Below are 12,413 nucleotides of genomic sequence, written 5' to 3'. Positions count from 1 at the left end.
ACCCGTTGTAGCGCTGTGTTCCTCCATGGCTGAGGCCGCCGGCACCCTGCCCCTGCACTACTGCCTTGATGACCTGCGCATCGATGTGGCGCGGCAGCGCGTGGTCCGTGAGGGGGGCCAGGTCGTGGACGTGGCCGGGCTCAGCTTTCGCCTGCTGCATTACCTGATCACCCAAGGCACCCGGGTCGTCGGTTTCGATGACCTGATCGCCAACGTGTGGGCGCCCGCGCACGTCAACGAAGAGACGGTGACCCAGCGCGTCCGCCTGCTGCGCCAGGCACTGGGCGACGACGGGCGTCAGGCGCGTTATCTGCGCTCCGTGCGCGGTCAGGGCTATCAGTTGTGCAGCGAGCCGGTGCCGGATGCATCGGCGGACACGCAGCTCACGCCTCCGCCGCGCCGTACGCCGATGATCATCGGAGCCGCCGCGCTGCTGGTCCTCGCGCTGTCTGGACTTGCGTGGTGGCAATGGCCGGCCGCCGTGGGCGCTGGCGCATCGCCGCTGCTGGAGCGTGCGGAGTATTACGCGGCCATCGGTCAGCGCGACAACAACGAACGCGCCCTGGCGCTGTATCGCCAGCGCTTGCAGGAGGTGCCGGATGATATGCCGGCTCAGCTCGGTGTTTCCCGCGCCCTCGCCGCGCGTGCGTGCCTGTACAACGGCAACCGCAACGATGTGCAGCAGGCGTTGACGCTGGCGCAGGCTGTGGTGGTGCGCAGCCCGGAGCGGTCTGCGGCCTATGCGACGTTGGGCTATGCGCATGATTGCCTTGGCGAGGTCGACGCCGCGCTGGCCGCGTATGAGCACGCGGCGCAGCTGGACCCCGACGACGACGCAAGCCGCGCCTCGGCCGCGTATCTGTATGCCCGCAAGGGGCGCCTGCATGATGCGCTTGCTTCAAACCTCGCCGTGCGTCATCCGGAACGTGTGCGCTTCTGGCCGGTGCAGGTGGCCTCGAACCTGGAGCTGCTGGGCTACACCGCGGCGGCCGAGGCGCGTTACCGGCGCAGCTTCCAGCTGTATCCGGACAATGTTTTTTCGAACAGTGCCTGGCCCGTCTTTCTGTATGGACAAGGCCGCACCGCGGAGGCACAGGCAACGCTGGATGAGGCCATGGCACGCGGCACCGAGCACGCCGCGCTGTATCTGCTGGCGACGGAGCTGGCGTTGCAGCGCCGTGACCAGCCCGCTGCCCGCAGTGCTGCCCTGCAGGCACGGGCCTTAAAGTCTCACGCCAGCCTGCCCGGCACTGTCGCCTGGATCACCGGCGCAACCCCGGTGCCCGCTGTAACCGTGCTGCGTCAGCAGTCCGCCGCGTTGCAGGCCGGGCTTGCGCAGGGTGCCGACCCCTTGGACGGGGTGGAAGCGGCCCTGCTCGCCGAGCTGGCGGGCGACCGGCAGGCCGCCCTGCAAGCGCTCAACGCTGCTGTTGCCAGCGGTTACCGTGATGCTGCGTATCTGCGGGTGTCACCGCTGTTCAGCGCGTTGCGTACCGACCCCGAATTCGCCGCGGTGCTGAAGTCGGTGCAGGCCCACGTGGCGACCGAACGGGCGCGCGTCATCGCATCGGGCATCCTTCCCGAAGACGCACGGCAGCCTACTGCGGCGCGGTGAGGACGAAATCCTGCAGCAGCGCCCGGGTCTGCTCATGCATGCCGCGCTGGTTGTAGCGGGTGCGGGTCACCACCATCACCAGCGCTTTCTCGGGCACCACGAATACCGCGTTACCGCCATTGCCGGACATCGTCCACGCGTGCAGCAGCCGTGCGCCGTCCTTGAAGGTGAAGCGCCACATCTGGTAACCGTACTCTGCGTCGAACGGAGTCTGCGCACGCACCTGGGTCATGGCCTCGATCCAATCGGCAGAGATCACCTGCCTACCCTTCCAGCGACCGCCGTCCAGCATCAACTGCCCCAACTTGGCGAGGTCACGGCTGCGGTACTGGGTGCCGCCGCCGCCCATGCCGACGCCTTCTGAAGCACGCTGCCACACCGACGTCCGGATGCCCAAGGGCCGTTCCAGCGCGTCGGCCGCGAACTGTGCCAGAGGCATATGGGCCGCGCGTTCGACGATCGCGCCCAACAGGAAAGAGTTGGCCGTGCAGTAAGCGAAGGCGCGACCGTGCGGGCTGTCCGCCGGGCGCAGATTCCACGGCGCGTAGCCGCGCTCGGGCAGGTCCAGCGTGAACCCGGTCCAGTCAGCACTGACGTACATGCGTTCTTCGTTCCCGGCCGAGAAGCTGTTGTTGTCATCGCACTCCCACGCCGCACTCATCGTCAGCAGGTCTTCGAGGGTGATGGCGTCCTTGAAGGGGCCAGGGTGCGCGGGCGTCCTGTCCGGGAAGTAGCCCAGCACCGGAGCGCTCACCCCGTCGATAAAGCCGCGGTCGATGGCCGCCCCCACCAGCAGTGCGGTGACGCTCTTGGTCAACGAGCGGGTGTTGTGCAGCGTCTCCCGGTCAGCGCCGTTGAAGTACGCCTCGTGGATCAATGCGCCCTGATGGATCACCAGCACGCTGGTGGTGTCAGGCGCTTGGCCGCTGTTGATCGCCGCATCGAGCGCGACGAGTCGCGCAGGATCGAAGCCGTGACCTGCCGGGTCACCGGCGGGCCAATCCTCCGCCACGGCCATGGGAGGAGCAGCGCATGCGGCGCTGGCGGCGAGCAGCAGGACGGTGAGAGGAAACAGGCGAAGCAGGATCGACATGGGCACACTCCAGCAGAGGAGTCCGCAGCGGACCATGCCATCAAATGAAGGGCCTGATGACTGTCTGAAGAATAATGAAGGCCTTGCCCATCAACGGTTTATGACATCACCGGCAGGGGCGGCCGCTATGATGCGGCCGTCCCTCCTGACCCGATGACGGCCTAGTGCCCGGCCACCGCCGCGCGTGCGCCAGCCGCAAATCCGTGATGTCGCGCGCGCCAGACGATGCAGAAGCCAACGGCCAGCAGGAACGCCATCGCCGCCGGGAAGGTCTGCGCCCCCCACTGGTCCAGCAGCACCCCGCCCATGACACCGCCACCGGCGATGACCAGGTTCCAGGCGACGACGTTGAGTGACAGCGCCACGTCGGCGCCCTCGCCCGCACTGTCGGCCAACGCCGTCTGCAGCAGTGTGGCGGCACCGCCGAACGTCAGGCCCCAGATCGCCACGCAGACATACACCACCGGCTGCAGCTGCTGCAGGAACGCCAGGGTCACGCAGATCACGAAGAACGTGGCCAACGACACCAGCACGGTGCTCCGGAGGTGTCGCTCGACCCGCTTGGCTGCCACGCCGATGCCGATCAGTGCCGAAACACCGAAGACCAGCAGCAGCACGTCCACGCGTTCGGCGAGCCCGGCGTTGGCCGCGAACGGGGCCACGTAGGTGTACAGGATGTTGTGCGCCAGCATCCATGCCATGACGGTCGCCAGCACCGGACGCACGCCCGGCGTGGTGAGCACCCTGCGCAGCGGGACGCGCTGGGCGGCTGACTGGCCCGGGTAGTCCGGCACCTTGACCAGCACCCAGACGATCAACACGACGGTCAGCGCCGACATGGCAGCGAACGCAGTGCGCCAACCCAGCAGGCCGCCCATCCACGTGCCCAGCGGCACGCCGAGCGACAGCGCAATCGGTGTGCCTACCATGGCGATGGCCATCGCCCTGCCCTGTTGGTCGGGCTGCACCATGCGTCGGGCATAGCCGGCCAGCAGGCTCCACGCCAGGCCTGCTGCGGCGCCAGCAAAGAAGCGGGCCACCAGGGTCAGTGCATAGTCGTTGGACACTGCGGTGATCGAATTGAATACAAGGAAGCCGACGATGGTGAGCAGCAGGACGTTGCGTCGCCGCCACTGCTGGGTCGCGATGGTCAGCGGAATGGCGGCAATCACCGATCCCAGTGCGTAGGCGGTGACCGTCTGTCCTGCCAAGGCGGGCGTAATGCCCAGCCCATCGGACATCAGCGGCAGCAGCCCCGCCGGCAGGGTTTCGGTGACGATGCAGATGAAGCCGGTCATGGCCAGCGCCAACAGCGCAGCGATGGGCAGCGGCGCAGGGCCCGCAGCAGGTGTGGTGGAGGTGGGGGAAGTCACGCAGTGTCCTTTGGGTTGGGAATCCTGCCGCACCGGCTCGCGTCTAGGGGTCAACCCGAGGGGTGGAAGGTTTGGCAGAAGTGTATCGAACGATATAGATATAGGCTTGGCATCACAGCTTGTCAATGAGATATGTATCGAATAGTATTTATGTAAGCATCGGAGGACGCCATGGCACAGATGGGCCGACCACGCAGTTTCGACCGTGACGCCGCGGTGGATCAGGCGCTGCACCTGTTCTGGCAGCAGGGCTACGAATCCACCTCACTGTCCCAGCTCAAGGCAGCCATCGGCGGCGGGATCAGTGCGCCGAGTTTCTACGCGGCGTTTGGATCCAAGGAGGCGCTGTTTCAGGAATGCGCTGAGCGCTATCTGTCGACCTATGCGCAGGTGACCCACTGTCTATGGGACACCACGCTTGCACCAAAACAGGCGGTGGAGCGTGCGTTGCGCCAGTCGGCCAGGATGCAGTGCGAACGCGGCCACCCGAAGGGCTGCATGGTGACGCTGGCTGTCATGAGCGCGCCCACGCCCGAACTTGCGTCGGTGACCGCGCCGCTGACCCGGTCACGCGCCCACACGCGGGCTGGCATCCGTGCCTGCGTGGAGCGCGGGATCGCGGCGGGTGAGTTCGGAGCGGACGCCGATGCTGCGTCGCTGACCTGCGTCTTCGACAGTTTCCTGCAGGGCCTCTCTCCCCTCGCCCGTGATGGGGTGAGTCTCAAGGTCATGGATGCCGCCATCAGCCGGCTGATGTGCGTGTGGAGCGCCCCGGCCGCGTAATGGCGCGGCGCGACCGGGAGCCGGCGTGGTAGCGCCGACCCATGGTCGGCGAGCGCGAAGCGCGGCCTGCGTCTGGTATCGCGGTGCCGGAAGGAATCCGCCGAGCGTGGCTCGGCGCTACCAGGGTCGCGCGCCGACCGGGGATCCGGCGTGGTAGCGCCGACCCATGGTCGGCGAGCGCGGAGCGCGGCCTGTGTCCGGCATCGCGGTGCCGGATGCATTCCGCCGAGCGTGGCTCGGCGCTACCGGGGTAGTGCGCCGACTGCGGATCCGGCGTGGTAGCGCCGACCCATGGTCGGCGAGCGCGCAGCGCGGTTTGCGTCCGGCATCGCAGCGCCGGATGCATTCCGCCGAGCGTGGCTCGGCGCTACCAGGATCGCGCGCCAACCGGGGATCCGGCGTGGTAGCGCCGACCCATGGTCGGCGAGCGCGCAGCGCGGCCTGTGTCCGGCATTGCGGTGCCGGAAGGAATCCGCCGAGCGTGGCTCGGCGCTACCGGATCGCCTTGAACGTCAGTGCAGTGCCAAGGCGTATTTCTTCTCGCCTGCCACGACCGCCAGCCGCACCAGCTGCCGGTTGTCGTCCTGCTGCGCCAAACGGTTCTCAGGCGGTGGCAACGGGCAGGTTGCGAAGTCCGTGTAGGCACACGGCGGGTTGTACGCGCGATTGAAATCCAGCGTGACCGTGCCGTCTGCCGCGACCGCATCGGTGCGCAGGTAGCGACCCACCCCGTAGGTCTGCCGGCTGGTGGTCTGGTCCTGGAACATCAGGTTCAAGCTCTTCGCCGGGTCTCCCAAGGCTTCCAGTTTCCACTGCCGCCCTTCTTTCTCGAACACGACGTAGCCTGGATTCGGGTTATCGGCGACCTCGCCGAGCACGTTCACGATCGGCAGCGTCCTGCCCGGCGGGTGTGGCACGAAACGCGCCTGCACACGCCAGCTTTCCTCGGCCGGGAAGAAGTCCAGGCCACCGAAGTGCAGGCGCGCCGGCGCATCGGCATGGCGCACCCGTAGTGCCAGCCGCTTCCCGCGCTTGATCGCGGTGATCTGTCCCTTGCCGTCGTCATAGGTCAGCGTGGTGCCACCGCCCTTCCCTTCTGGATCCAGCCGTATCTCCCCCTGCACCGGCTTGCCATCGGCGGTGACCTGCGCCCCGTCCACCGGCGTGAAGTACAGGCCATCGGCCCGCGGCTCCAACCGGGCCAAGTGGCCCGGTGCGATGGCCAGGCGGATGGCGTTGCCTTCAGCACTGCCCACACTCTGCGTTCCGGCCTCGATCCAATGCAGCCCAATCAGGCTGGCCCAGCCATCGGGCTTACCCAGTTCCGCGGTACGTTCCTGCACCCACTCGGCGTGTTCGCTCTTGAAATCCAGCGCGGCCGTCGCGGCTGCTGACGTCTCCGGCGCAGGCGTGTCATGCGGGCTGCATGCCCCCGCCAGCAGGGTGATGACAAGGACAGAGGCTAGCGTGTGCGTCTTCATGCAGGTCACCAGTTTTTGGAAATGCCGAGGTGGACGTAGCGTCCGTAGGTTTCGTGCAACGCGCTCAGGTAGCTGCCGGTGGCATTCAGCGGCGGCTCTTCGTTGAACAGGTTGCGCGCCCCCACTTCCACCGCCGTCCCCTTCAGGCGTCCTCTGTTGAACTCCTTTTTGACCGACAACGCCCAGCGCTGGGTGGAATCGACCACGAACGGCGTGCGATCGGCATAGGCGCCGGCCGTCACGCTGTCGATGTAATCGTCGCGCAAGCGGACCGTCCAGTCCTGCAGGTTCCAGATCAATGTCGCGCTGGCCCGCCATTCCGGCTTGGCCCCATTGATGCCGACCTCGTTGGCTGCGCCCAGGTCTGGCGCGATGATGTTCAACTGACCATTGGCAATGGCGGCCGCCACCTGCTGCACCTCGGCAGGTTTCTGCTGGGTGTATTCCTTGAGCTGGCTGACACTGAGCAGGAAGGCGAAGTTGCCCCAGGCCGTCTCACTCAGGCGCCAGGTAACGTTGTAGTCCACGCCCGACGCGGTGAGTGGCCGACGATTCTGATATCGGTTGTACACGTGCGTCACCACGCCCGCAGGCGCAAGACCCGAGCCTGCAAACAGCGCGGTGTCCTCCGCCGTGACGGCCGCACGCACCACATTCGGGTTGCTGCTGCCCTCCACCACGCGCAGATAGGCGTCGTACAACAGCTCCTCACCCAGGGTATTGATAGGATTCTCTACCTGCACCCGCCAGGCATCCACGCTCAGGCTGATCGCGCCCAGGGCGTCCGGCAGGAACTGCGGCTCGAACACCGCGCCCCATGACGACTGCCGGGTGGTTTCCGGCTTCACGTCGTCACCGTAGGAGGTCACGGCGCTCACCGAGGGCTTGACCGACGAGCCACTGCTGTAAGCATTCAAGCAGGCGCTGTAGTCGGGCTGGGCGCCCTTGGTGATCAACGCGTGGCAGCGGATGGCATCGTTGTTGAAGCCGAAGCCGTAGGTCGGCGGGGAGTTCACCAGTTCCAGTCCCGGCGCGCGAAAGCCGCCGCTGACCGAACCACGCAGCAACAGGCTGCCATTTACCTTCCACGCGGCGGCCAGCTTCGGCTTGGCCACCTTGCCGGCATCGCTGTAGTCCTCCCAGCGGCCCGCAATCTGCAGATCCAGTGACTGGACCAGCGGTATGCCCTGCGCGGGGGAAATCAGCGGCACGGCGAGTTCGATCAGCGCTGACGTTACGTTGCGGCTGCCGCGTACATCGGGCCGGGGGCTATGGGTGAAGAAGTTGCTGGCTGCCACCGTACCGGTATACCAGTCCGTATAGGGACGGCTGCCATCGATGTTTTCGTCGCGATCATCCTCACGGCTTTCATACCGGTACTCCACGCCTGCCGCCAGGCCGATGTCACCGGCGTACCAGGTCAACAGGTCCGAACGGTTGATCTTGAAATCCCAGAGCGCCAGCTCCGTAGTGCCTTCACGGGTGGCCTCGCCAATGAACGCCGAGGTGTCGTAGGGCGTGGCATCGCCCAGCCGGATGCTGGCCGGATCGCCGCCACTGAAGGGGTTGTAGGCACCGGCATCGGTACGGTTCACCGCGGCAATGAAAGCATCGGTCAGCCCGCCCTGCTGCGTGTCGGTACTGCGTGCACGCGAATACAGCAGCGCGGTTTCCCAGTTCCAGCCGCCGTCGGTCCAGCCGCGCACGCCCAGCAGCACACGCGACTGATCGTTATCCACCTTGACCCGGCGGATACCCGAATCCGCGAACTGGTAGTTGAGCAGCCGGATCGCGTCGGCGCCGCGCAAGGTGTCCGGCACCCAATAGGCATCCGGGCGGATATGCAGCAGGAAGCCGTCACCGCCGAAGCCCGACTCGCTGCTCACCCAGGATTCGGAGGTGGCCCGGTAGTAACCCAGTTCCCCGAACAGCTGCAGGTTATCGGTGGCATCGAAGCGTCCACTGGCGAAGACATTTCCCTTGTTGATGGACGGTGCCGAAGTGATGCCCGGCTCGGCCGCGGAATCATAGTGATAGCGCGTCGGTACCGCGCCGGACACCAGCGAACCGCTGGCGGGATCGACGTGCCAGCTGCCTGTGCGCCGGCTGCCGGCATAGGTGTCGAAATGACCCCATGGCGTTCGCGTGCTGAAGCCCGAGGTACCGTTCGGATCCGGCACGCTGGTGCCATCGCCGAGGGGACGGCGGCCATCGGTGGCAGTGAACCATGCGTCCGAATTGCGCTGCGCGGTCCGCTTGGAGACGCCATACAAGACCGAGATGTTGCCGCGCCCTTCCGCGAAATCACTGCCGAAGTAGCCGTCCAGCGAGATGTCTTCGCGATGGCCATCAGCCACCTTGCCGTAGTTCACCTTGATGCCACCGCCATTCTGCAGGTTGCTCGGCGTCACCAGGTCGACCACGCCTGCCACGGCATCGGAACCGTAGATGGACGCCGCGCCATCCAGCAGCAGGTTGACCCGCTCCAGGCCGAAGGTGGGAATGGCATTGGCGTTGTAGGTCGTGTCGTCGCCGCTGTTGCTGATCGGGTGCTGCACCGTGCGCCGGCCGTTGATCAGCAGCAGCGTGTACTTGGAGCCCAGGTTGCGCAGGTTGATGGAACCCACGTCGCCGCGCGCGACATTGGAGTTTCGTCCTGCGTTGGTCGTGCCCTTCTCGGTGACGGCGACATCCCCGAACTGCGGCAGGCTGCGGAACAACTCGTTGCCGTTGGTCGCCCCAGTGGCATCGATCTGTTCCCGGTCCACCGCGACCACCGGCAGCGCGGCCTGCGCGCCACCCCCGGCGATCTGCGAGCCCAGCACCGACACCTTGTCCAACAACCGGGCATTCGAGCCCTGCGACGGCGCAGCCCCTACACCCGTTTCTTCGGCGGCATACGCTGCCGGCGCAAGCAGGGTGCACAGGGCAAAGGCCAGCCGACCGCGACGAGGACGGCGGCCGTGCAGGGCATGGCACGGGCTTTTCGCGATCAGCTGCGAACGGTGGGTGCGACTCATTGATTATCCCCAGATGATGACTGCAGGGCACGGCCGGTTGGATCGCGGCGTGCGTTATCGCGCGTGGTTCGTCGCTTCGGCGTAGGCGCCGCGGACGATGCTGCCTTCGAGCTTCTGCTCGTCCTTGACCAGGTTGTAGAGCGGGCACGTGGCCTCGACCGACTGGCGCAGCGCGTCGATCTCCTGTTCCGATGCAGGCGATTCAATCCGCACCTTGTAACGGATATCGCTGTAGCGTGCGGGCGATTGGATGTTGCTGCCGAAGCGCGGGCTCAGCTGACCATCAACCGTCAGCTCCAACGAATCCAACAGCACGTTCCGTGCGGCGGCCTGCACCTCGAAGATGTGCGTCAGGCAGGTGCCGGTCACGCCGAGCAGGTGTTCCTCCACCGTCGGCGCCAGCCCATAGCCGAGCAGGCCGGGCGCGCTGTCGTGCAGCTGCTGGTGATAAGCGTCCTTGCCCAGGAAGACGCGGCGCAGGCCGGTGCGCGGCTCGACGTGGGCGCGCGCGACGAGGGTTTCCGGATCGGCGGGCTTGCCCTTGCCCGAGGCGGGCTTACCCTGCCTGGCCAGCACCGCGGGACGCTTCTCCTCGGTGATGAAATCGCGCAGACCGGGCGGCAACGTCGGATCGCGCACCGCATCGCTATGGAGGTATTCGACCTCGGCATGGCTGACCTGCTGCGGCCGCGTTACCAGGTCGATGGCCGAGGAATTTTCGTGCACCGCGCGCTTGAGCGTCTGCAGTTGCGCGTCGGTGGCAGGCGAGTCGATGTAGGCCACATAGGAGAGATTGTTCGGGTACGCCAGGCTCTCGCTCTTGCGCTCGGGGATGCTGGTGAACACCACGTCCAGCGCATCAAGCGGGACATTCTGCTCGGCCGCCTGCACGATGTACTCATCGGCCACGGCGCTGGCCAAGGTGCCGACCAGCGAGTCCCAGGAACCGGCGCCGAGGTTGTAGCCTGCGTAGTTGCGCCCACTATCGCTGATGTACTGGAACTCGCCCGTGGGCCCGATGCGCAGGCGACGTACGCCGGAGCGGCTTTCGGCCGTGACCTTTGCGTGGATCGCGATGGGTGCGGCAGGCTGCGTCGACTGCGCCTTGATAGCCTCACGTTTGGCGGCGAGATACGTGCGCAGGGGTGAGCCGTTGTCCGCCGCTGAGGAAATGAGCGGCGCGGCCAGCAGCAGCATGGCCGACAAAGTTGACGCGCCGAAAACCTTGAACGGCGACGCAGAACGGGCGGTGGACATGGGCGGCGGAACTCCGTGGGGATCGTGAACGGAGGCCCACTGTTTCATGTCGCGTCGCCACGTCTAAATGATCGTTGGACATTCCCATATTCGCTATACGCACTCCCCGTACGCTTCCAGGGCGGGGCCGCGCAGATCACCCGCACTGCTGGAATCTATCCCTGAGTCGGCACGAACTGGCGGCGCGAACGAAACGCGGCAACCTTCATCCGGTTGCCGCACAGCGCCATGCTGCACCACCGCCGCTTCCTGGATTTGGTGGTGTCATGGAACAGCAGCGAACAGTCATGCGCCTCACACTGGCCGACGTGCTGCAGGTCGCCGCCCGCCAACAGCTGCCCCAGCGCAAGCGCGACTGGCTGCAGCAAGGCCTCGGGGCTGTCATCGCGACGACGCTCCACCAGCACGGGCGTCGCGTCGCTGGGCATTGAGCTCAATTCCAGCACGGGTCTGCCTCTTTCAAGCACCGCGTTGACCCGGTCCGCACGCAACGGCTGCCCTGCCCTCGCAGCAGCCAGCAGGCCACGCGCTTCGTCACGCAGGGCGATCGCCAGTGCGAGCAGCCCCTTCGGCGCACGCACGCTGCCTGCCGCGACGACGCCGGCCTCCGTCAGCCACAGCACCACCGCCGCGTCGTCCACCAGCACGTCCACCGGTGCGGTGGGCGGCCCGTAGGCCGAGTTGATGAAGTCCAACGCCAGGTCGTTGGCGACGAACAGGGGGGCGGTCGCGTCTGAAGGCGGCATATGTAACCTCCGTAAATTAGATTGACAGGTTACCATCTTGCTGCGTAACCTGCAAAAACACTCCAACACGGTTACATGGCGAAACTTATGAAGATCAATCACCTCCTTGCTCCGCTCGGCGTGGCTGCCGCCCTCACTGCGGGCAACGCGCTGGCCACACCCTTTGCTACCCCTGTCCACTACCGATACGAGCAGGTGGGTGATGTCAGGATCTTCTACAGGGAAGCTGGCCCCCGAAACGCGCCCACCGTGCTGCTTCTGCATGGGTTCGCAGCCTCGTCATACATGTATCGCGATGTCATCGCCGCGTTGGCCGACACCTACCATGTGATCGCACCGGACCTGCCGTCTTTCGGCCACACCGAGTCGCCTGCCGGCGATGTCTATGCGTACACCTTCGACAACCTGAGCAGGACGATGGAACGCTTCACCGAACAGCTCAAGCTCGACCGCTATGCGCTGATGGTGCATGACTACGGCGCGCCGATCGGCTGGCGCCTGGCGACCGCCCATCCGGAACGGATCACGGCGCTGATCTCGCAGAACGGCAATGCCTACGAAGAAGGGCTGGCGAAGGGCTGGGATCCGATCCGCACCTACTGGAAAGAACCCACGGCAAAGAACCGCGCCGCGCTGGCCGACTTCCCCACCGCCGCGTCGATCAAATGGCAGTATCTGGAGGGCGTCAGCGACCCCAGCCGGGTGCCACCGGATGGCTATATCCTGGAGGGGCTGCGGGTGTCACAGCCGGGCAACGCCGACGTGCAGCTGGATCTCCTGCTGGACTATGCCTCCAACGTGCAGCTTTACCCCACCTTCCAGACGTACTTCCGTACGCAGCGGCCCCCGCTGCTGGCGGTATGGGGCCGCAACGATCCGTATTTCCTGCCGGCTGGCGCGCAGGCGTGGACGCGGGACATTCCCGATGCGGAGATCCATTTCTACGACACCGGCCACTTTGCGTTGGAAACCCATGCGCAGGAGATCATTCCGGTCATCCGCTCCTTCCTGGATCGGCATGTGGCGCCCAGCAGCCAGCCGTGAT

9 protein-coding genes are annotated in these 12,413 nt (G+C 66.1%); 3 read left to right on the top strand and 6 right to left on the bottom strand.

Going from position 1 to position 12,413, the window contains the following annotated elements:
- Nucleotides 1–25 precede the first annotated feature (25 nt).
- Nucleotides 26–1,615, top strand: a complete 1,590-nt coding sequence (locus tag ICJ04_RS09280; RefSeq protein ID WP_223202836.1) for a winged helix-turn-helix domain-containing protein — start codon at nucleotides 26–28, stop codon at nucleotides 1,613–1,615.
- On the opposite strand, the gene ICJ04_RS09275 is transcribed toward ICJ04_RS09280, so the two are convergent.
- A complete protein-coding gene (locus tag ICJ04_RS09275; protein WP_188324007.1) occupies nucleotides 1,599–2,708 on the bottom strand; it encodes a serine hydrolase in 1,110 nt (369 codons plus the stop codon). The two genes, ICJ04_RS09280 and ICJ04_RS09275, sit on opposite strands and share 17 nt — an antisense overlap.
- Nucleotides 2,709–2,869: 161 nt before the next feature.
- Entirely contained in the window at nucleotides 2,870–4,081 is a 1,212-nt protein-coding gene (locus tag ICJ04_RS09270; protein ID WP_223202835.1) for an MFS transporter, read from the bottom strand.
- A gap of 171 nt (nucleotides 4,082–4,252) precedes the next feature.
- Here ICJ04_RS09270 and ICJ04_RS09265 point away from each other — a divergent pair, with 171 nt between their 5' ends.
- Entirely contained in the window at nucleotides 4,253–4,864 is a 612-nt protein-coding gene (locus ICJ04_RS09265; protein ID WP_188324006.1) for a TetR/AcrR family transcriptional regulator, read from the top strand.
- Between the two features lie 512 nt (nucleotides 4,865–5,376).
- Here ICJ04_RS09265 and ICJ04_RS09260 read toward each other — a convergent pair.
- The 4 genes from ICJ04_RS09260 to ICJ04_RS09245 form a co-directional block, all read right to left on the bottom strand.
- Nucleotides 5,377–6,345, bottom strand: a complete 969-nt coding sequence (locus tag ICJ04_RS09260; protein ID WP_188324005.1) for a DUF1684 domain-containing protein — start codon at nucleotides 6,343–6,345, stop codon at nucleotides 5,377–5,379.
- Between the two features lie 5 nt (nucleotides 6,346–6,350).
- On the bottom strand, nucleotides 6,351–9,365 hold the full coding sequence (locus tag ICJ04_RS09255; RefSeq protein WP_188324004.1) for a TonB-dependent receptor plug domain-containing protein: 3,015 nt from the start codon (nucleotides 9,363–9,365) through the stop codon (nucleotides 6,351–6,353).
- 54 nt (nucleotides 9,366–9,419) lie between these two features.
- Nucleotides 9,420–10,622: an OsmC family protein gene (locus ICJ04_RS09250; RefSeq protein WP_188324003.1), complete on the bottom strand. Its 1,203-nt coding sequence runs from the start codon at nucleotides 10,620–10,622 to the stop codon at nucleotides 9,420–9,422.
- A gap of 155 nt (nucleotides 10,623–10,777) precedes the next feature.
- Nucleotides 10,778–11,368: a CGNR zinc finger domain-containing protein gene (locus tag ICJ04_RS09245; protein ID WP_188324002.1), complete on the bottom strand. Its 591-nt coding sequence runs from the start codon at nucleotides 11,366–11,368 to the stop codon at nucleotides 10,778–10,780.
- An 87-nt stretch (nucleotides 11,369–11,455) separates the two neighbouring features.
- Here ICJ04_RS09245 and ICJ04_RS09240 point away from each other — a divergent pair, with 87 nt between their 5' ends.
- Nucleotides 11,456–12,412, top strand: coding sequence for an alpha/beta hydrolase (locus tag ICJ04_RS09240; protein ID WP_188324001.1), 957 nt, complete (start codon nucleotides 11,456–11,458; stop codon nucleotides 12,410–12,412).
- Nucleotide 12,413 lies beyond the last annotated feature (1 nt).

The sequence above is a fragment of the Stenotrophomonas sp. 169 genome, from assembly GCF_014621775.1.
Taxonomy (GTDB): Bacteria; Pseudomonadota; Gammaproteobacteria; order Xanthomonadales; family Xanthomonadaceae; genus Stenotrophomonas.
Note: the sequence above shows the minus strand (reverse complement) of the source record. Positions and strands in the feature narration are given on the sequence as shown.

Bases quoted from the DNA above. Each gene is read 5' to 3' on its own strand.
- ICJ04_RS09245 (WP_188324002.1), bottom strand. From the start codon at position 11,368: ATGCCGCCTTCAGACGCGACCGCCCCCCTGTTCGTCGCCAACGACCTG.
- ICJ04_RS09275 (WP_188324007.1), bottom strand. From the start codon at position 2,708: ATGTCGATCCTGCTTCGCCTGTTTCCTCTCACCGTCCTGCTGCTCGCC.
- ICJ04_RS09255 (WP_188324004.1), bottom strand. From the start codon at position 9,365: ATGAGTCGCACCCACCGTTCGCAGCTGATCGCGAAAAGCCCGTGCCAT.
- ICJ04_RS09265 (WP_188324006.1), top strand. From the start codon at position 4,253: ATGGCACAGATGGGCCGACCACGCAGTTTCGACCGTGACGCCGCGGTG.
- ICJ04_RS09250 (WP_188324003.1), bottom strand. From the start codon at position 10,622: ATGTCCACCGCCCGTTCTGCGTCGCCGTTCAAGGTTTTCGGCGCGTCA.
- ICJ04_RS09240 (WP_188324001.1), top strand. From the start codon at position 11,456: ATGAAGATCAATCACCTCCTTGCTCCGCTCGGCGTGGCTGCCGCCCTC.
- ICJ04_RS09280 (WP_223202836.1), top strand. From the start codon at position 26: ATGGCTGAGGCCGCCGGCACCCTGCCCCTGCACTACTGCCTTGATGAC.
- ICJ04_RS09260 (WP_188324005.1), bottom strand. From the start codon at position 6,345: ATGAAGACGCACACGCTAGCCTCTGTCCTTGTCATCACCCTGCTGGCG.